Origin of the sequence: Roseiconus nitratireducens (genome assembly GCF_008629675.1) — a bacterium.
GTDB classification, from domain to species: domain Bacteria; phylum Planctomycetota; class Planctomycetia; order Pirellulales; family Pirellulaceae; genus Stieleria; species Stieleria nitratireducens.
Genome location: NZ_VWOX01000004.1, coordinates 116795 through 136326, shown reverse-complemented (window position 1 = coordinate 136326; position 19532 = coordinate 116795). Strand labels below are relative to the sequence as shown.

Annotated in this window: 15 protein-coding genes; 12 read left to right on the top strand and 3 right to left on the bottom strand. The window is 61.5% G+C overall.

Annotation, left to right across the window (positions count from 1 at the left end):
- Window positions 1-135 precede the first annotated feature (135 nt).
- Window positions 136-1713: a serine/threonine protein kinase gene (locus tag FYK55_RS08470; protein WP_150075977.1), complete on the bottom strand. Its 1578-nt coding sequence runs from the start codon at window positions 1711-1713 to the stop codon at window positions 136-138.
- Between the two features lie 617 nt (window positions 1714-2330).
- Between FYK55_RS08470 and FYK55_RS08465 the strand changes: the two genes are divergently transcribed.
- The 12 genes from FYK55_RS08465 (at window position 2331) to pnp (ending at window position 14783) form a co-directional block, all read left to right on the top strand.
- Window positions 2331-3122, top strand: coding sequence for a TIGR04282 family arsenosugar biosynthesis glycosyltransferase (locus FYK55_RS08465; protein WP_150075976.1), 792 nt, complete (start codon window positions 2331-2333; stop codon window positions 3120-3122).
- Complete coding sequence (locus FYK55_RS08460) at window positions 3119-4327, top strand: NAD(P)/FAD-dependent oxidoreductase (RefSeq protein WP_150075975.1); 1209 nt, start codon at window positions 3119-3121, stop codon at window positions 4325-4327. The genes FYK55_RS08465 and FYK55_RS08460 overlap by 4 nt, the downstream gene beginning before the upstream one ends.
- The gene (locus tag FYK55_RS08455) at window positions 4324-5031 is read left to right on the top strand and encodes a hypothetical protein (RefSeq protein WP_150075974.1); all 708 of its coding nucleotides are present in this window, start codon (window positions 4324-4326) and stop codon (window positions 5029-5031) included. Before FYK55_RS08460 ends, FYK55_RS08455 begins: the two co-directional genes overlap by 4 nt.
- 288 nt (window positions 5032-5319) lie before the next feature.
- Window positions 5320-5697, top strand: a complete 378-nt coding sequence (locus FYK55_RS08450) for a FliM/FliN family flagellar motor switch protein (protein WP_150075973.1) — start codon at window positions 5320-5322, stop codon at window positions 5695-5697.
- 134 nt (window positions 5698-5831) lie between these two features.
- Window positions 5832-6416 carry a FliO/MopB family protein gene (locus tag FYK55_RS08445; protein ID WP_161604377.1) on the top strand — a complete coding sequence of 195 codons (585 nt, stop codon included), beginning with the start codon at window positions 5832-5834 and terminating at the stop codon, window positions 6414-6416.
- Entirely contained in the window at window positions 6413-7894 is a 1482-nt protein-coding gene (locus FYK55_RS08440; RefSeq protein WP_150075971.1) for a sodium/glutamate symporter, read from the top strand. The genes FYK55_RS08445 and FYK55_RS08440 overlap by 4 nt, the downstream gene beginning before the upstream one ends.
- A 133-nt stretch (window positions 7895-8027) precedes the next feature.
- Window positions 8028-8852 (top strand): ABC transporter permease, encoded by an 825-nt coding sequence (locus FYK55_RS08435; protein WP_150076277.1) that lies wholly within the window; start codon window positions 8028-8030, stop codon window positions 8850-8852.
- A gap of 4 nt (window positions 8853-8856) precedes the next feature.
- A complete protein-coding gene (locus FYK55_RS08430; protein WP_150075970.1) occupies window positions 8857-9711 on the top strand; it encodes an ABC transporter permease in 855 nt (284 codons plus the stop codon).
- Window positions 9712-9883: 172 nt separating this feature from the next.
- Window positions 9884-10393 (top strand): Crp/Fnr family transcriptional regulator, encoded by a 510-nt coding sequence (locus FYK55_RS08425; RefSeq protein WP_150075969.1) that lies wholly within the window; start codon window positions 9884-9886, stop codon window positions 10391-10393.
- 172 nt (window positions 10394-10565) lie between these two features.
- Window positions 10566-11243 carry an adenylyl-sulfate kinase gene (cysC, locus tag FYK55_RS08420; protein WP_150075968.1) on the top strand — a complete coding sequence of 226 codons (678 nt, stop codon included), beginning with the start codon at window positions 10566-10568 and terminating at the stop codon, window positions 11241-11243.
- A 422-nt stretch (window positions 11244-11665) separates the two neighbouring features.
- On the top strand, window positions 11666-11935 hold the full coding sequence (rpsO, locus tag FYK55_RS08415; protein ID WP_150075967.1) for a 30S ribosomal protein S15: 270 nt from the start codon (window positions 11666-11668) through the stop codon (window positions 11933-11935).
- Between the two features lie 592 nt (window positions 11936-12527).
- The gene (gene pnp / locus FYK55_RS08410; RefSeq protein WP_150075966.1) at window positions 12528-14783 is read left to right on the top strand and encodes a polyribonucleotide nucleotidyltransferase; all 2256 of its coding nucleotides are present in this window, start codon (window positions 12528-12530) and stop codon (window positions 14781-14783) included.
- Window positions 14784-14945: 162 nt separating this feature from the next.
- Here the strand turns inward: pnp and FYK55_RS08405 are convergent, their stop codons facing one another.
- Together FYK55_RS08405 and FYK55_RS08400 are read right to left on the bottom strand one after the other, a co-directional pair.
- Window positions 14946-15968: an alpha/beta hydrolase gene (locus FYK55_RS08405; protein WP_150075965.1), complete on the bottom strand. Its 1023-nt coding sequence runs from the start codon at window positions 15966-15968 to the stop codon at window positions 14946-14948.
- Between the two features lie 346 nt (window positions 15969-16314).
- The gene (locus tag FYK55_RS08400; protein WP_161604376.1) at window positions 16315-19404 is read right to left on the bottom strand and encodes a DUF11 domain-containing protein; all 3090 of its coding nucleotides are present in this window, start codon (window positions 19402-19404) and stop codon (window positions 16315-16317) included.
- Between the last annotated feature and the right edge of the window lie 128 nt (window positions 19405-19532).

The following is a 19532-nucleotide window of genomic DNA, read 5'->3' as shown; positions in this document are numbered from 1 at the left end:
CCTCAAAGTGGCGTTGTCCAGTCAGGATCTGTCTGAATCGGGCGTGTCGACGACGGTTGGCCGCGCGACCTTTCGGACAGAATCCAGTTACCGGCAAGGCCGACAGAGTTTAAAGAGCCCGTCGCGAGATGACCATTACGTGCCGGTGGCACGGGCCAGGAAAAAACCCAACGCGACGGCGACGATGAAGAAGGCGAAGAACAGGGTGCCGATCAACAGCTTGTCGGTGCCTTGCTGCCCGCTGGCTTTTCCAGACGGCCGGCGATCGCTTTTCGCCGGAGTGCGATAATGCACGTCCGATTCGTCGCCCACGTGAACGCTGGAGAGTCCGTCGGTGCGCTCGGGCCATCTCCGGTCCGTTTGAGATCCGCGACGGCGGATGTTGGAGTTGGGTGCGTACCCGGACTCCGCCTGCAGGTCCAGAAAACTGCCGTCGGTGAAATCGATTTGTGGTCGCTGGACGTTGACCAGTCGGCCACTGTCGCTGGGGCTCAAACCCTGCTCGCGCAGCAACCGACTGCGGCTGCTCTTGAGTGTGTCGTCGTTCTTGTTCGACACCGTGTCGCCACCGCTGCCGGGACGCAGATCTTCTTCGTCCAGAGAGATCGACGACGATTCGTCGTCATCCAGTGGCGAAGGGGTATCGCCCAGGCCGATCGTGACTTTGTGCCCCCGGGGCACCTTGGCGACAAAGCGTTCCAAAACCTCCGCCACGTCTTGGGCCGACTGGTAGCGGTATTTCGGCTCCTTCTGAATCATCTTGACACAGATGCCTTCCAGTTCCCCGGGGCAATCCGGCCGCAGCGACCGGATCGGTTTGGGCATCTCCTTTTGGTGCATCGCGATCCGCTGGGCCAGGGTGCCGTGGTTGAACGGCGGCTGGCCGGTGAGCAGGAAATACATCGTGCATCCCAGACCGTAGATGTCGGCGCGGTGGTCGACCGAATGGCTGTTGAGCGCCTGTTCGGGAGCCAAATAGTCGGCTGTCCCCAGCACATTCTCGTTGTTGGCGACGGTCAGCGACTGCTCGGTATCGGCGCCCATCAGCGCCAGCCCCATGTCCAACAGCCGAATCTTGTGGTCCGGGTCCAGCAGCAGGTTGGCCGGTTTGACGTCGCGGTGGATCACGCCCATCTCGTGCGCGTGCGCCAGCCCGCGGGCAGCCTGCGCGATCAATTCGGCGGCGGTCGACGGATCCAGCGGCCCGTCTCGCTTGACCAACGCCTGCAAATCCAAACCGTCGACGTACTCCATCACGATGTAATGGACATCGTCTTCGTTATCGATGTCGTAGGCCCGCACGATGTTTGGATGGTTCAGCGAGGCAATCGCCTTGGCTTCCAATTGGAACCGTGCCAGATACGACGAATCCTTCACGCGTTTCTTCGGCAACACCTTGATCGCGCGACGGTCGTGCAACTTGGTGTGCTCGGCCAAGTAGACGCTGCTCATCCCGCCGGTGCCGATGTGTCCGAGCAACTTGTACTTGCCCAGAAAGAATCCTTTGTATTTTCCCGCCAGCAGCTTTTCCAAGTGCCATTCGGTCAACAGCCCATTCTTCTGGAACAGTTTGGCCAGCGTGTTGACGTCTGGCGGTAAACCGCCTTTGAAGTGTTCTCGGACCTTGCTGACAAGCTTGGCCGTCTTGGTCGGTTCGACCAAGCGACTCTTATCAACAAGCTCCAAGAATTGTTCAGACGACAGATTCGGCATGGGTGACGGGTCTGCGAGTCCGGGTGACGAGGGGAGATCGGCAGCGGATGAGCGCTCGGCCGGGGGCCGAATTGTAAGCGCGTCAATCAGACATGATGGGAAGACGAGAGAGAACGCAGGCGAATTTCCGGCGATCGACCTGCAATATTCGGTAACGTCCCAACCATATCCTAACCGGAATCTGCCGATTCAAAATAAAGATTCGGCCAAACAGAACCAACTCGGGAGCGGTTTTCGGGCGTGTTGTGCCGATAAAACGGCGGCCCAGAGGCCCTCATTGCCTTCCGCTGACATCGGCCACCTGATTCCTCGACGCAGCCGATGGCCTGCTCCAAACACGCGTGCGAGGTTTCCGGGCGGCAGTTCTCAATGATGCATATTCTGGGCCGATCTGGGAAAACGTGCGAATCTTCTTTCGACCGTTCTCTTTGCAGAATTCCTGCGCGGGCGGGACACCTTTGACCGTTGATCTGGTTCGACCTTTCATCTGGTTCGACCGTTGACCTGGGGACCCCGCCACCGGGGCTACACGGTAAGCAGCTCATTCGGATAATGGCGTTGTCGCTTGGCCGTCAGCCACGACATCCCCGTCTTGGAGACCCGCGAGGCATGGCCGCATGAACGACATTCCACCGCGGCAAACTTCGCTGGGCATCCTGGCAAAGCACTGGACCCCGGGGCAGGTGAAAACTCGCTTGGGGCATACCATCGGCATGCATGCGGCCGCGGAGATCCATCGTCTGTTCTGCAAGCATTTGGCACGCCGTCTGGCCGACGCCGCTGAACGGACGTCGTTCGTGGTGGCTCCCGCCGACAAACGCAACGTGTTCACAACGGAGCTGCCCGCCACGTGGCAGGTCGAGTTGCAATCCGAGGGTGATTTGGGCCGGCGAATGGGGTCCTGGTTTGCCGGCGGGCCAATGATCGGGGGGCCAGTGATCGGCGGGCCACTGAGACCGAGTGGCGAACGAAACGATGACGCACCGGTCAGCGAGCCGATCGATCGCGTGTTGGTCGGCGCGGATTGTCCGATGCTGGCCGCGGAGGACGTGCGCGGCGCGCTGCGGGCCCTGCGGACGCATGACGTCGTGCTCGGACCCGCCGACGACGGCGGTTACTACCTGATCGGTCTTCGCGGACCTTGGCAGGACGCTTATCGCGGTTTGTTCGAGGGCATTGCCTGGAGCACCGCGACGGTGTTCGAGGTAACGCTCCGCCGCGCCGCGCAAGCGGGCCTGAAAGTGGCGCTGCTGGAACCGATGTCCGACGTGGATACGCTGGAAGATTTGCAACGACTGCGACGAAGGCTTGCCCAACCCGGGTTCGACGCGCAGGACCAGACCCCAAAGGACGAGACACTGCTCAGTGACATTGACCACGCCCTCCGCCTGGCGAAGACGAGCTCATGAAGACGGATGTTGCCATCATTGGAACCGGAGCGATCGGATTGTCGCTTGCGTACCAGCTTTTGTGTCGCGGCCGCCAGGTGACGATCATTGATCGAGATCCACTGCGGCGACCCGGCACATCGATGCAGGGCCAACGGTTGATGCTCCGCTCTGCCACCTCCTGGGCGGCGTCAGGGATTCTGCCGCCGGCGAACTTTCAAACCGCGACCGACCCGCTGGACAAGCTCCGCGGTTTCAGCCATTCCCTGTTTCCTGAACTCGCTGGGCGTTTGCACCAGGAAACCGGAATCGATTGCGAATTGGAACGCTGCGGCGGCTGGTACCTGGCCGACACGATTGGTGAGATCGGCGCGATGGCCGGCATGGTTTCCTACTGGCACGATTTGGCCATCGAGTGCGAGGAGGTGTCGTTGGAACAACTGGTGCGTCGTGAACCGTCTTTGGAAGGTTGGGTCCGCGGGCAGCAGCGCGCCAAGGCCTGGTGGGCTCCTGACGAATACCAGATTCGCTGTCCGCTGTACCTGGATGCGCTGTTGGCGGCTTGTCTGAAGCGGGGAGCCGAATTGATGGATGGGCGGAAAGTGACTGGTTTGGAGGAGTCCGGTGCGACGGTGGAAATCTGTCTGGACCACGAAGCGGATCCTGCCCTGTTTGCCCACCAGGTGGCCGTCTGCGGGGGCACCTGGAGCGGGCTGGTCGATCCGCGGATGCGGTTGACGACCAGTCTGGTACCGGTCCGCGGCCAGATCTTGCTGCTGAAAACTCCGAAACGGATGTTCCACAGCGTGGTCAACATCGGACATCGGTACCTGGTGCCCCGCCGCGACGGAGCTCTGCTGATCGGTTCCTGCGAAGAGGAAGCCGGGTTCCAACACGGCACCACGCCTGCGATCCTGTCGGACCTGCGCGAATTTGCTCGCCACCTTTGTCCGGGGCTCCGCGACGCCCATGAGGTCGCGGCGTGGTCCGGGCTGCGGCCGATGACGTTCGACGGCTTTCCGATGTGCGGAAAGCTCCCCGACAGTGATGGCATTTTTGTTGCTGCCGGTCACTTTCGCAGTGGGGTCCATTTGTCTCCGGGCACTGCGGTTTGTCTGGCCCAGTTGATGTCGGGCGAACCGCCCCCGATCTCCATGGACGCGTTTCGCGTCGGCAAACAACAATCTCAATCCGTTGGCCACCAACCTACCAGGAATCCCGATTGATCGACGACACCGCCACCTTGGATCCGCCGGGATCGATCGCCGTTGTCGGCGCCGGCCCCCTGGGAATTGAAGCGGCGCTGTACGGCCGCTACCTGGGCTACGACGTCACCCTGTTGGAAGCTGTCGGAGTGGCAAGTTCCTTGGCCGGAGCGGATTCATCCGACGGATCGGGTGACGCGCCGATTCCCATGATGCCCGACCGTGCCGTTTCGCCGCTCGCCCGCTCGGCCCTGATGGCTCAATCCGGCACGGGAGAGCCCTGGACGTCGCCCACCACCATCGGGCAATGGATCGATCAGGTTTGGATGCCGCTGACGCAAACGGACCTGCTGCGTGGGCGGCTGAAATGCCCCGCGGAAGTGACCTCGATCGAACTGGTCGATGTCCAGCCGGATCCCGACGACAATGATGACCCGGATGTTGAATCGGAGTCGGGTCGGGATGTTGTCATTGAGCCGGACTTTCGTTTGATCTTGCAGACCGGCGACCCGGTGGACGCCGAGGCCGTGATTTTGGCGACCGGCGGTGACGACCACATTCGCAAATCGTTTGAGATCCCCAGAGACTATTTCTTTCAGGTCGGCGGTCACGCGTCAGACGACGCCGAAGCCGCATTCTGGACCGGGCTGAAGGAGATCGTGGCGATCTATGCGTCGCTGGGCGGACGTGCCGACTTGGATCTGTACCGCCCCCTTCGCGGATGATCTTGCTGGCGGCCAGATGATTGTCGCAATCGAAGCTCGCGCCGCGCTGCAGGATCGTCGCCGCAATCGCCAGCGGGCAATCTGGCCGTCGCACCGTCTGGCGACGGTGCCTACGGAGGACGTCGAGGCAGCGAAAACATTTCTCGTGTTGCCACGCTCGCCAGAGCGTGGATGATCGGACACGGCCTTCAGCCGTGAAACACCGACTGCACTTGATTTTTTTCGACATTTCGGCGAAACGAGGGGGGAGCGCCGCCGAGTCGCCCCCGTCCTTTGCCAACAACTGTGATGATCACCCCCACGGGCCACCGCACGCCTTCCGATCCGACCGAGCCACCTTCCGAGCCGCCCGGTGGCACGATGACGGCTCCGACCCGTGACGATGCCGTGGGATCCGTCTCGAATCGCCCCGCAACGTTCGAGGAACTGCCCGCGTCGACACCGTGCGGAGAGGGCGTTTCGTTGGAGGTCCGGGTCCGGCTGGGCGAATTCGATCTGACCTTGGACCGCCTGTTGGATCTGCGTGTCGGCGACGTGATCGAGCTGGATCAACGCGTGGGCGCTCCGGTTCGGCTGTACGTCGCCGGACAATTATTTGCGATCGGTGAATTGGTGCGTCTGGAGGATGCACTGGATGTTCGCCTGTTGCACCTCCTGACCGATTGAAATCCGATCCCATGATTCGACCTCCGCGACCCTTCGATTTCTCCGGGCGACCACGGTCTGGACAATCTTTGTCTGGAAAAACATTGTCTGGCAAAACGTTCACTGTCAGGTGGGTCGCCGTGATGATCCTCTGGATGGTTGTGACCACCAGCACCGCGCGGGCTCAACAATTCTCGAACCCGGTAGCCGATCTCGCGGAGTCGCGGGCGGTGCGGACGGCTGCTTACGAGCAGCCGCCGGAATCCGTCACAGAACCGCAAGGCGGGTTTCCCGCCTGGAAGGTTTCCGGGGGTGACGCTATCGCAACAGGGCCGGCACCTGAAAAGCAGAACAGCGGCGTTGGATCCGTTGCCGCACCGGTGGTCACCACCGCCAGCGCCCTCGCGGTCGTGCTGGCCGTGTTCGGTTGTCTGGTCTGGATCACGAAACGATACGGACCGGTCTCGGGACCACGGGGCGGCTTGCCGGAAGACGTGCTTCAAAACCTGGGCCACGCGATGATCGATGGCAAGACGCGGGTGACGTTCTTGCGGCTCGGTGACCGGGTGCTGGTTTTGGGCCAGACGGCCAGCGGGGACCCACACACGTTGACTGAGATCACCGACCCGGAAGAGATATCGCGCGTGACGCACCGATGTCTGGGACGACCAAAAATCGTTGGACAACGTCGCCGCGCGGTCGGCAGCGGTTCGCACGAACGCGACTTGGCGATTTCATGACGGCAGCTTGTCTGACCGTTGCGGGGCTGTTGTTGGGCGGGCTGGTGTTGCGTCAACGGCTGCGTCCGCTGCGGCGGTTTTACATTCCCGCCTCGGTGATCGCCGGTTTCCTGGGCTTTGCTCTGGGGTGGTTGTTCTCCAGCGAAGCTTTTGGCGTGCGGCTGTTCGGACCCCGACCGGCCGAGTGGACTGCCGAGATCAACGCCACGCTTTCGGGCTGGCCGGGGCCGCTGATCGCGGTCGTGTTTGCGGCGATGTTGCTTCAGCAGCCTTCCGGTGCCGGTGTCGCCGGAGACCGCGAGATTGCCCGCCGCGTCGGGCTGCAGGGGCTGATGGTCTGGATCATTGTCTTGGGGGAGACTCTGGTCGGGTTGGCTGCGACGTGGTTGTTCATTCAACCGCTCTATGACGTCCCCAATTCGTTCGGGATGTTGATCGAAACCGGGTTTGCCGGTGGACATGGCACCGCGTTGGCAATGGGGCAGGTGTTCGCCAGCCCTCAGGTCGGATTAGCAGCCGGGGAAGACCTGGGGTTGATGATGGCCACTTGCGGGTTGGTCTACGGGATCGTCAGCGGGATCGTCTGGATCAACCTCGCCGCCCGTCTGGGCTGGATCGGCAGCCACACGGTCCGGTCCGGGGAAGACCGGGAAGTGGAGCACGATCAATCGGCGATCGGATACGCGACGCTGCCGGAAGAGGCGATCGATCCTTTGTTGCTACAGTTGATGTGGATCGCTTTGGCGGTGGGCGTGGGCGTGGCGTTGCAGAGCATCGTGATGACGCTGGCCGGCACCTTGGACCGCTCGCTGGGAATCGGGGCGCTCGGGGTCGGGCCCGCAGGCGACGCCGCCCAGGCGGAACTGTCCAAGCGGTTGTCCTTTTCCAACGTCACGGACTTTCCCCTGTTCATCTACACCATGTTTGGCGGTTGGGCCGTGCGGCGGATTCTGCATCACCTGGGGCAGGGGCATCGAATCGATTCGAAAACGGTTCAGCGGATCAGTTCGACCGCGATGGAAGTCTTGGTCGTCGCCGCCATCACGTCGCTGGAGTGGAGCAAGGTGGCGGAGTTGCTGGGGCCCCTGGCCATTCTGTTCGTGTGCGGGGCAATTTGGACAGCCGTCTGCCTGTTGTTGATTTCGCGGTGGATCCTGCCACGCAGGCACTGGTTCCCGTTGGCGTTGATCAACTACGGGATGTCGACCGGGACGACCGCGACGGGATTTGTCCTGTTGCGAATCGTCGATCCCCAACTGAAAACGCCCGCCGCGAGCGATTACGCCTTGGCGGCCCCGCTGTCGGCTCCGTTCATCGGGGGCGGAATGTTGACGATCGCCCTGCCGTTGCTGTTGCTCGAACGCGTGTCGATCATCTGGCCGACACTTTCGATTGCCGCGGTGGTGTTGACGCTGGTGCTGGTCGGAGTGGGATGGCGTCGTCGGACGCTCCTACGCGACGAGGACCGATTGGACTAAAACGTGGAAGTCGTCATCGGCTTCGGCGTCGCCGCACTGCCGAGATTCCCCAATCGATCGAGCGAGTTCATCTGTGTCAGCCGTACCCGCCAATTCGGAGTTCACGCCCTCAGCACCCAGTTTGCGCCAACGGATGGCCCTGTGGAACACGATTCTGAAGACCTCGCTGGGGGAGCGGCTGGTCTACCGCGGCGATTTCGCGCTGGGGACGTTGATGCGTTTCCTGCCGATCATCACGCAAATTTTTTTGTGGTACGCCGTGTTCGACGCGATCGGGGCGGCCGAGGGTGACAATCCGACCGAGATCGGTGGGTTTCGTTTCCGCGACATGGTCGCCTATTACCTACTGACGATGATTGCCCGAGCCTTTTCCAGCATGCCGGGGCTGGCTTCGGGCATCGCGCGCCAGATTCGCGAGGGGGAAATCAAACGCTACCTGATTCAGCCGATCGACCTGATCGGCTTCCTGTTGCTCACGCGTGTCGCCCACAAGTTGGCCTACTACGCGATCGCCATCGGCCCCTTCGCGTTGGTGTTCTTTTTGTGTCGCAATTACTTCGTCGATGGCTGGCCGCCGCTGCCGGTGTTCATTGCCTTTTGCGGTTCGCTGGTGATGGGGTTTTTGATCGGGTTCTTTTTGGAAGCCACGATCGGGATGATCGGGTTTTGGTTCTTGGAAGTCACGTCGTTGTTGTTCGTGCTGATGCTGTTCAGTTTCTTTCTGTCCGGTCACATGTTCCCGCTGACGCTATTGCCCGATGGGGTGGAGGCGGTCGTCAATTTCTTGCCCTTCAAGTACCTGGCGTTTTTCCCGGCCGCCGTTTTTCTAGGCAAGATTCCCGAGCAGGATTTGCCGATGGAACTGGCGATCGAAGCCGCCTGGCTGACGTTCTTTATCGTTGCCTGTCGAATTGCGTACGTCCGCGGCCTGAAACGCTACAGCGGATTTGGGGGATAGTTTTATGAACCAGTTATCCCGCTACGGGCGTGTGTTCCTGACATTCGCCCGCAACAGTCTGGTCCGCGACATGACGTTCCGGTTGAACTTTGCGCTGCAATGTGTCAGCAGCTTGGGCTGGACGGCGATGAACGTGGGGTTCTACCTGATCATTTTTGAACACACCGGTTCGATCGGTGAAGATACGGGTTGGGACCGAGACCGATTCTTTCTGTTCATCGCGACGACCTGGTTCATCAACTCCATCGTCCAGGCGTTCTTCATGCCCAACGCGGAGGAGTTCAGCGAAATGATTCGGACCGGTGGTTTGGACTTTGCCCTATTGAAACCGATCGACACCCAGTTTTTGATCTCATTTCAAAAAGTGGATTGGAGCCAGCTGTCCAACTTTTTCGCCGGAGCGGCGATTGCCGCGGTCTCGCTTTACAACCTGGCCACGCGCGAGGTGGATCCGATGGTGCCGACGGTCACATCGGTCGTGCTGTACTGCGTCTTCATCGTTTGTGGCGTGCTGATGATGTACAGCTTGATGATTGCGCTAAGCGCGACCAGTGTGTGGCTCGGACGCAACCAGTCGTTGTACAACTTCTGGTTCTACATCACCAACTTCAGCCGGTATCCGATGGAGATCTACAATCACGGCTGGGGACGCCCGCTGTTCGGATTCTTCACCTTTGTGATTCCGATCTTGCTGGTGGTCAACGTTCCGGCGCGGTTGTTGGCCAAGCCTTTGGATCCGCGGGCGCCATGGGAGTGGGGTCTGGTGGGCTGGGCCGCGTTGGTGACCGTCGCGGGCGTGATCGCCAGCCGGATGCTGTTTCGGCGCAGCCTGCTGAGCTACCGAAGCGCCAGCTCGTAGTTGCGAATCCTTGGCCGGTCGCACGCCAACGCGGCGGGGACCGGCGGAGTCTGAGACGGCGAGGGAAATTCGCGAATTGCCGCACTGAATCTGACACGACGGTTCGTCGTCCGGGTAGCATGGATAACGGTGTCGGACGGTGCGGAAGCCTTTCTCAGTCAGCGGTGATTCCATGGCCACACAATCGGTGCCACGTCGGCTCGAACTGCTTCGCGCGATGCCGATCTTTGGGGGGCTGAAAGACGAGACGTTGCAGCTGGTCCTGGAACATTCCCAGCAGCGCGAGTTCGAAACGGACGACTACTTCTTTTGCGAGGGTGACCCCGGCGAATTCATCTACGTCCTGGAGTCGGGGACGGCGCTGGTGGAACGTACTTGGAAGGGCGAACCGATCATTCTGGCTCGCTTGGGGCCCGGTGACTGTTTCGGGGAAATGTCGCTGATCGATTTGCAGCCTCGGCTGGCGTCGATTCGCGCGGAATCCGAATGCCTGGCCATTGAAATTCCCTATCGCGTTTTCGTGACGCTGTGTCGTCAGGACACCGAACAGTACGCGGTGATCATGATGAATCTTGGCCGTGAGGTCAGTCGGCGGTTGCGGATTGCCGGCGAGCGTTTGTTCCGGTTCCAGCAGGAGTTGGGGCAACAGTGGTTCGACGAGGATCTGACCGGCGACGGCTGACGTGGCAGGGCTTTGCGTCTTGCAGTTTGCATTCGGAGGTTCGGGTTGAGGCTTTGGGTTTGGGGCCGGCTAGACCGGTTCCTGCTTTCGAGTTTGCGATTAACTTGGCACACTGACGCAACGCTCATTCAGACCCACTCGCTCCCTGAACCTCTCACGCTTGGACCCCCGCATGTCAGAAAAGGATGTTTCCGGCGATATCGTCTGGCACGATCACAGCGTGGACCGCCGGTCGCGCGAACAACGGCTGGGCCAATTGGGCTGCGTCGTCTGGTTCACCGGGTTGAGCGGTTGTGGGAAGAGCACCATCGCCAACGAGCTGGATGTGATGCTGGCTCGGGAGGGTCGAGCGACCATTTTGCTGGACGGTGACAACGTCCGTCACGGGCTGTGCGCCCCGCCGTCCAAGCTGCAGCCGGAGCATGGGGCCGAATTTGCCGAGCGGTTCGGGTTGGGTTTTGGGGCCGTCGATCGGGAGGAGAACATTCGTCGGATCGGGAGTGTCGCGGCCCTGATGGCTTCGGCCGGATTGATCACCCTGACCGCGTTTGTCAGCCCGTACCAACGCGATCGCGATCGGGTGCGAAAGATCGTGAGCGATTCCGGGCGGCCGGAGGATTTTGTCGAAGTGTTTGTCGACACCCCGCTGGAGGTCTGTGAGGCTCGTGATCCGAAGGGTCTGTACAAAAAAGCCCGGGCCGGAGAGATCGCGAATTTCACCGGAATCAGCGACCCCTACGAGCCGCCGCCCAAGCCCGAGATCCGCCTGGACGGCGGGGCCGGCCGGTCCGCCGGAGAGTTGGCCGGGCAGGTCCGGCAGTGGCTGTCGGACCGGGGAGTGCTGGGATAGGAGCCTGCCTTAGGCCACGCTGCACCACCCTCTTGGGGATCGAACGGTGGATCGGACCCGCGACAGGCGTTGCGATCTCAAAATTTACCCTCCCTCCGAGAGGGTCAAAGGCGAGGCACGAGCCTTTGGGGAGGGCGCCTTAGGAACCGGCTGAAATCAATGGCGTCTTTCCCCCTCCCCGCGTCGTCGCAAGCTCCTTCGCGACCCTCCCGAGGGGAGGGTGAAGCAAGAACGGCGCGGCCTCTTCAAGGAAGGGAGAGGATTGCCCCGTATCTCGCTGACGCGGGGGCGTGCGATTGGGGGGGCGGATCGCCGCTTTTTCCGGCTCGGTTTTGCCGTTGCGGTATCAGGGGCTGACGGTAAACTACGCGACCGTAAGACGGTAAACGCGACAAAATAGGTTTTGAACTAAGTACGTACGAATGACGATTTCGAAACAGCGCAAGGCTGAAGTGATCAAAGAACACGGCTCCTCGGACAACGATTCCGGATCTCCCGAGGTGCAGATTGCGATTTTGACGGAGCGGATCAACGGATTGACCGAGCACATGCGGACGCACAACAAGGATTTCGCATCGCGACGTGGCTTGTTGGGGCTGGTCAGCCGCCGACGCCGGTTGCTCGATTACGTTCGCGGGGAGGACCCGCAGCGGTATCTTGATATCATCGGAAAATTGGGCATCCGTAAATAGCCCAGAGCTCGGCCGCAACGGCGTGACGATGGCTTCGGCCGCAAGTCGCCCTCGCGGCGACAACGAGACCTCTTCTCTTGCGATTGTCATCACGCCCGGACGGTCTCTTTTCCAGTCCGGGAGGAATTCGGCAGGCGTCGGTGCCTGCCTCTGTCCCGGTTGATGCACCTGCCATCCACAGGGGAGACTTCCTGCTTTTTCTCGGTTGCAGTCCACGGGGCGGAACTGAGATCGGCGGCGATGAACGCGAGGCGGTGCCGATCCCTTTCGGCGGCTCATCCGTTCGATCCGTGCGCCGGCTTGTTCTCCCGTCGGGTGTTGGCGATCTGGCTGGCTTGCGTCTAGTGCGACGCGATGCTCGCTGCCAACCAGCAGGGTTGGACTGCATGATTTTCCATTGGCCGACACGTCCAGTCTCCGTGACGGCTGCATGAACCGGCTTCGTTGCCCTGACCGTCCTGCTTGGTGCGGGAGGTCAACGGCGGAGCTTTGTTTGCGAGGCTGACTTGTTTTGCTTTGATCATCGCGCGTCAATCGGGACGGCGGTCGTCGGGGCACTTTTGTTGTTTGTAGGTTGAAAGAAGGTAGAAAAGTGACTGTGAATAAGATTCGCGTCGAAAAGAAGATCGGGCGACAAGTGTTGTCGTTCGAAACCGGCCAATTGGCTAAACAAGCCGCCGGTGCCGTCTTGGTTCAGTACGGCGAAACCGTTGTGCTGGTCGCTGCGGCTAGCAGCGATCCGCGTCCGGGAATTGATTTTTTCCCATTGATGTGTGACTACCGCGAGCGATTCGCCGCCGCGGGCAAATTTCCCGGTGGGTTCTTGAAACGCGAGGGGCGTCCGTCGACTAAAGAGGTTCTCAGTTCACGATTGATGGACCGGCCGATCCGCCCGCTGTGGCCGGACGGATTCATGGACGAAGTGCAAGTCCAAGCATTTGTCGTCGCCAGCGACCAGGAGAATGATGGCGACGTGCTGGCGATGAACGGTGCGGGTGCCGCCCTGCACGTCAGTTCCCTGCCCTTCCTGGGACCGATCGCATCGGTTCGCGTGGGCAAAGTCGATGGCGAACTGATCGCTTTCCCGACCAACTCCGAGTTGGAAGCAAGCGAACTGGACATGATCGTCAGCGGTTCGCGTGAGCAAGTGGCGATGATCGAAGGATTCGCCAACGAAATGCCGGAAGACCAAATGATGGAGGCGATCCAGTTCGCCCACGGCATCATTCGCGAAGTGATCGATCTTCAGGACGAGCTGTACCAGAAGGTCAATCCGCAAAAGATGGAGTTCACCGCGCCGGAAGATGACGGCTTGTTGGACAAGCTTTCGGCAAGCTACTACGAAGACTTCAAGTCGGCGATGCAAACGCCCGGCAAGCAAGACCGTGCCGAAGCCGTCGGCGCACTCCGCGATCGCGCCATGGGCGAAATGATTCCGGATCCGGAAGCCGAGGGCGCGATTTGCACCAAACGCTTCAAGACGGTCTGGCACGATCTGGAAAAGAAGGTGGCACGTGACTTGATCGTCGCTGGCACCCGTCCCGACGGACGCGATGCGACCAGCCTGCGTCAAATCCACTGCGAAACCGACTTGCTGCCGCGTGTCCACGGTTCGGCCTTGTTCCAACGCGGTGAAACCCAGGCCCTCGTCACGGTGGCGCTGGGAACGGCGCGGGACGAGCAACGCGTCGACGGGTTGCATGAGGAATACAGCAAGAAGTTCATGCTGGACTACAACTTCCCGTCCTTCTCGGTCGGTGAATGCCGTCCGATTCGGGGTCCGGGACGTCGTGAGATCGGCCACGGCTGTCTTGCCGAACGGAGCGTGGCGCCGGTGTTGCCCGCGGCCGAAGACTTCCCGTACACGATCCGCGTGATCAGCGACATCACCGAATCCAACGGCAGCAGTTCGATGGCGTCGGTCTGCGGTGCCACGTTGGGTCTGATGGCGTCCGGCGTTCCGATCAGCAATCCCGTCGCGGGGATCTCGGTCGGTTTGGTCCGGAATTCGACCGACGACTACATCCTGTTGACCGACATCCTGGGAACCGAAGATCACTTCGGGGACATGGACTTCAAAATCGCCGGAACCCAGAACGGGATCACCGGGATTCAGTTGGACCTGAAGATCAACGGAATCAGTGAAGAGATCATCCGCGCCACCCTGAAGCAATCGCGGGAAGCACGGATCGAGATCTTGCGGAAGATGTTGACGACCATCCCGCGTCCACGTCGCGAAACGGCTCCCACCGCACCTCGCCTGTTGCGGACCCGTATTTCGCCCGACAAGATCGGTGCCCTGATCGGACCGGGTGGCAAGAACATCCGCGGCATCCAGGAAGCGACCGGATGCGTGATCGAGGTCGACGACGACGGCACCGTGTTGGTCGCCGGCAACGACAAGGAGTCGGCGGCGGAAGCGATGAAGCAGGTCGAAGCTTGCACCGCGACCGTTCAGATCGGCAAGATCTACGACGGGATCGTCAGCAGCATCAAGGATTTCGGCGCGTTCGTCGAAATCCTTCCCGGCCGCGACGGTCTGTGCCACATCAGCGAGTTGAGCAGTGGCTACATCAGCAGCATCGACAAGGTGGTTCGCGTCGGCGACGCGATGAAAGTGCTGGTCATCGACGTTGATGAACACGACCGCGTGAAGCTGAGCCGACGTCAGGCGCTCGAGGAGCTCGGCGAAGAAGACGAAATCGCGGCGATGGTTGCCGAACGCGGGGACGACCGCGGTGGTGACGACGGTGACGATGGCGACCGCCCGCGTCGACGCGGCGGCAGTGGCCGTCGTCGTGGTGGCAGCGGTGGTGGTGGTGGTGGCGGTCGCCGCTACCGCGACTGATCGCTCCGAAGCCGTTTGAGTTCAACTCGATGGCGGCCCCGGCTCCGGCCGGGGCCGCCATTTTTTTTGCGCACGAGCCTCCCGCGATGCGGCGATCTCCAACAGGTTTCAAGATTCCCCGCCCAGGGACTTTGACGACCGATTCCGCGGGTCGGGGACGATTCAGCGTGTTGCGGAATCGGGGGCGTGTTCTTTGAGGAAGGCGACGGTCTTTTCGACCGAGGTCGCGTCGTCCATCAGGAAACTGTGCAATGCCGGAACGGTCTCGAAACCGGTCGCCCCGTCCAACCGAGCCTCATCCAAGCTGACAATAAAATCACTCTGGCCGTCGACCAGCGGATTCAGAACGGGCGCGGGCAAATCCCCGGCGATGATCAGAAACGGAAACGGCGGGCATGCCAGATGTTTTTCAAACTCGTCCCAGCGTTCTCCCAGTTGCATCCCACCTTCACCGGTGACCCACCCGAACACTTTTGTCGGTGCCAGGCGGCGGGCGATCGCAGCGCCCTGGTTGGGCGGCCCCAGCATCACCATCGCTTCGCATCTCGGGAGCACGTTTTTCGGGTCTCCGGCTGCCTGCAGATCACCGACCAGATGGCGGACGACGATGTTGCCCATGCTGTGACCGACAAAGCTGAACGTTGCGTCCGGCGGAAGCTCCTCGATCATTTCCCGCAGGGCGGCAGCGTGCTGTCCGATCGATGCACGCGTGCTGGCGTACGAAAAACGGATGGAGTTGGGAAAGCCGTTCTGGGCGAGATTGTCTTCCAATCCTTTCATCGAACCGCTGGTCCGCATCAGGCCGTGCAGCAGGATGACATAGTGTTTGGGGGCTTGCTGCGTCGCGGGATCGGATTTGGGACAGCGTTGATTGAGTGCCGTGATGCACTGCTCCTTGGTCCCCCAAGCGCGCCGAACGTTTTGGCCATCCAGTAGACGCCAGTGACCGGTCAGATGATTCTTCTGAATGCGATGGCCGTCACGCCAAAGATGATCCGTCCAGAATTGACTCCCACCGGTGGTGATGAACGGCAAATTGAAGTTGGTTGATTCACTTGGCACCGAATCGTCCACCGGTTTATTGTCGGAAGCCGCCGCATCAGTCGACTGGGCGGTCAAGTCGGCACGCAGGCCGGCTTGAAAGAACAGGGACAAGGCGAGGGTTGCCGTCAGGAACTTTCGCATGATTTCGGCTGGTTTGGCGAATGGCGGGTGAGGCACCAGCGCCGGCGTGCCGCCGGGGCTGCGGGACGGAATTCAATCTGCCCCGCTCTCCAAGTGCCCGCTAGCCGCCGAAGGTTGCGCGCATCTGGCGGATTGTTGTTCGCGTCGCCGCTGGCTCCTCCCAGAAAGCGTATCCGAATCGGGAGCGGATTTCACGGCCATTTCGGTGGATGGGGATGCAGCATGTTCGCACCTCGGTCGCCAAGCGGCCGCGACGCCGGGCCCAACAAAAAAGACGCCCGGCAAAAGCCGGGCGTCTGGGTGTCACGACGTTCGTCGATCTGACCAAATCATTGTGGTCGAGGGATCATTCCACCGAGCTGCGGGCACTTCGACGGCTGACGCGTTCAACACGTTTGCTCATGTAGTGGGTCGCTTCTTCGGCGACCAGCACGGTTTCACCGGACCGGATTTCGGTACGGAAGCGGTGATGGCCAGCCGTTTCGGCTTCGGCGATGACTCGCAAATGAACTTCTTCGCCGGGCCGGATTCGCTCGATCGGATCGAACAGGACTTGTCCGGTCAGAACCTGGCCGGTTTGTCCTTCGATGCGCCGCGGTTCGATGCCGTTGCTGAACTGTGCGACCGCTCGCACGCCCTTGGCCTCACGACTGCCACGGTTCTTGACGGTGATCTCGTACACGACTTCCGCGTCGATCGGCGCCGGTGCGGTCGGATCTTGGATGGTCATCACCAGGTCGGCAATCGATTCGACCTGAGTTGCCAGGGCGACGGAAGTTTGACCGGCAGCGGTTCCCTTGGCGCTGAATTCGAACGACTTCTCGCCGGGCGAGTTCATGCCGCATTGAAATTCGTAATCGCGGGTTGCCCCGGCCGGCAGCGATTCAATGGTCCAGGTCAACCGGGTTCCGCGTTGCTTGGCGGTATCGATTCCGCCGAGGTACTTCACGCCGACCGGCAGGGCCAGGTTGGCTTCGATGTTCTTGCTGGCCGCCGAACCATGGTTGATGACTTCCAGGTGATAGACGGCATCGGTGTTTTGGTACTGCAACGCCGGTCCCGACAGAACGGCTTCCAGTTCGGCTGCGGAGACGCGGATGGTCTTGTCCGCTTCGGCACGCAGGCCAAGGTCGCCGGACGCCAGCCCGTGGATCTTCAGGTCCCCCAGGTCTTGGGCGGTCAGTTCAACTTCGAATTGTGCCTCTTTGCCGCTGGGGATGTTCCCGATTCGCTGGGTTTGAGGCGTCGGTGAATCCGGCGACAGGGTGAACACAACGTTGGGGGCCATGCCGTCGCCGGGGTTCAGCACGCGAACCTTGTAGGTTTGCGATTCGCCGTACACAACTTCTTCCGGACCTTCGATCAGCAAGTCAAGTTTGGGCTCACGGACTTCGATGGTCGCGATGCTCTTTTGGGGAACGAGCGTCCAGTCGACGTCCAATCCGTGCTTGCCGCTCCGCTGAGCCCGCAAGCGGACAAACATCCGTTCGCTGGTTCCGGCTGGCAACGAATCGATGCTCCAGACCAATCGGTCGCCGCTGTCTTCGGTCCGGTTCTCAACGCTACCTCGGGATGCGGTTTGGCCGCGAACTTCGGCCCAGTCCGGAACCAAGGCGCGAACCATCACGCCGGCGGCGTCGATCGAGCCACGGTTCTCGACGCGGATTTCAAATTCATGCGTTTGCCGAATGATGACACTTGAAGGACCATGAGTCACCACGCGAATGCCCGGCAGTTCGGAGGCAACGGCCGTCTGGTCAGCAGCCAGTTGTCGCGGATCGTCCTGGCGACGCTGCTTGACCGCTGCATCGGAGACCGGCATCCGTTCAAACGGATCGGCTGCCGGCGGTTGTGCCGGATGACGCAAAGGGGAGACGCTGGTGTGCGATGGGGTCGGGGTTCCAAGGGTAACCTCGGACGATGCACCCGACGCGTAAGTTTCGGTCGCGTACGGATCGGCCGGGTACGCCGCCTGCGGACGGGCGACTTGTTCGGTCGGTTGGGCTTGGCCGGCGGCGGCGATGTGAGGCACGCCGTTGTTCGCACTCTCCGATGCCGACGACATCACGCCCGATCCGACGGGAGCTGTTTCAACGGATGGCTGCGGTTTGAACTCGGGAGTGAACGCGCTGGCGGGTGGTCCGCTACGATAGCCGGCGACCGAGCCGCTGGTCCCGAACGTCGGTGCTGCAGGAACGGCCATGGGAGCGGTCGCGGCGGCGGGTTGGCCCGCTGCTGGCGGCACCGACGCCGACGGCGTGGGACTGGCGGCAACCGGCGTCGGTCGGCTGGTCATGAAGTTGTCCGACAGACCGCGCCGTGCATCGTTGCTGACGCGGGGCGATGAAGTCGCCGCAATTTCGCTGTTAGCAGATTCAGCCGACGGAGCCGCTTGAGGGCTCTCCGCCGCCGGTTGGGGTGCGGCGGCGACTTGATCGGATTCGCCGCCGATTGCCGACATCCCCTCATCGGAAATGGTTGCGGTTGCCGGGCCGGAGGTGGACTTGGCGAGCTGTTTTCGGGGCACATCCAGAGCGGGCGTGGTCGGCGTCGGGGCCGGTGCCGGGGTGTCGGCAGCGGCGGCTGTTTCGGATTTTGCCATCGCGTCCGTGTCGGCCTGGATCGGGTGTCTGGCGATCTTGGGAACCACCTGCTCTTCGGAAACCGAATCGGCGTGCGCCGCTTCGATTTCGGAGACGTCCAGTCCAGGAACATCTCGTCGGCCGGACCGGCGGCTGCTGGACCGCGAAGACAACGTTTCGGAAGACCGGCTGGATGCCAGCTTCGCCGGGGTGCCTCGGCGGCTTGAAGGAGCCGGGGCCAGCGCGGGCGGCTGCGGAATGGATGAGCGCGTCGGCGGAGTGACCCCAGACAGGGCGGGTGCCGGCAACGGCGGAGCGGACGTGCGCGGCGCCAGCCGAGTCTCACCCGGCTTGGGATCACGGATCGGTTGCGGCGTCCCAGCCGTGGAATGCGATTTGGCTTGGTGGTAGGGAATACCCTGCCAGTTGACGGGAGCTCGCTCCGCGGCGGGCGGTTGCGGCGGTGGCGAAGACGAATGGTTTCCGAACAGTTCTCCCAGCAGCCCGCCGGTCGCCTGATGTTGATGGGCGGACGAAGGCGTTTGGTTGTTCGGTGAGGCGGCTTCGTGCTGATCGCCCCGGCCGAACAGCGACGGGATCAGGGAAACGGATCGATCTGGATTGACCGTCCGTGAACCCGGCTGTTTCCCGACGACTTGCCGAATCTCATTTTTCGCATTCAGCGGACGAAGTCCCAAGGCTGTCTGAACACCCGCGACCGGTTCGGACCCGATCGATTCTTCCGCGACGGCATCGTGTGGAACGTCACCGGGGGCCTGGGCAAATGCTGGCCCGGCGACCATCCAGACGATCAGCGTGCAAGTGGTGAGGTGTTTCAAGTGTCCGCGGTGCATGCGTCCATCTCGTTGATTGCGTAAAGAGAACGTGTCTCTCTGCGTATCGGAACGCACCGAGGTACCAGTTGAATAGAATTTGCCGGTTATGCCGGAATGATCAGCTCGCCAGCGGTTTCACACGCCCG

What these genes read in the sequence shown, in the direction of transcription:
- FYK55_RS08470 (WP_150075977.1), bottom strand. Translation starts at nt 1,713, where the DNA reads ATGCCGAATCTGTCGTCTGAACAATTCTTGGAGCTTGTTGATAAGAGT.
- FYK55_RS08465 (WP_150075976.1), top strand. Translation starts at nt 2,331, where the DNA reads ATGAACGACATTCCACCGCGGCAAACTTCGCTGGGCATCCTGGCAAAG.
- FYK55_RS08460 (WP_150075975.1), top strand. Translation starts at nt 3,119, where the DNA reads ATGAAGACGGATGTTGCCATCATTGGAACCGGAGCGATCGGATTGTCG.
- FYK55_RS08450 (WP_150075973.1), top strand. Translation starts at nt 5,320, where the DNA reads ATGATCACCCCCACGGGCCACCGCACGCCTTCCGATCCGACCGAGCCA.
- FYK55_RS08445 (WP_161604377.1), top strand. Translation starts at nt 5,832, where the DNA reads ATGGTTGTGACCACCAGCACCGCGCGGGCTCAACAATTCTCGAACCCG.
- FYK55_RS08440 (WP_150075971.1), top strand. Translation starts at nt 6,413, where the DNA reads ATGACGGCAGCTTGTCTGACCGTTGCGGGGCTGTTGTTGGGCGGGCTG.
- FYK55_RS08435 (WP_150076277.1), top strand. Translation starts at nt 8,028, where the DNA reads ATGGCCCTGTGGAACACGATTCTGAAGACCTCGCTGGGGGAGCGGCTG.
- FYK55_RS08430 (WP_150075970.1), top strand. Translation starts at nt 8,857, where the DNA reads ATGAACCAGTTATCCCGCTACGGGCGTGTGTTCCTGACATTCGCCCGC.
- FYK55_RS08425 (WP_150075969.1), top strand. Translation starts at nt 9,884, where the DNA reads ATGGCCACACAATCGGTGCCACGTCGGCTCGAACTGCTTCGCGCGATG.
- cysC (WP_150075968.1), top strand. Translation starts at nt 10,566, where the DNA reads ATGTCAGAAAAGGATGTTTCCGGCGATATCGTCTGGCACGATCACAGC.
- rpsO (WP_150075967.1), top strand. Translation starts at nt 11,666, where the DNA reads ATGACGATTTCGAAACAGCGCAAGGCTGAAGTGATCAAAGAACACGGC.
- FYK55_RS08405 (WP_150075965.1), bottom strand. Translation starts at nt 15,968, where the DNA reads ATGCGAAAGTTCCTGACGGCAACCCTCGCCTTGTCCCTGTTCTTTCAA.
- FYK55_RS08400 (WP_161604376.1), bottom strand. Translation starts at nt 19,404, where the DNA reads ATGCACCGCGGACACTTGAAACACCTCACCACTTGCACGCTGATCGTC.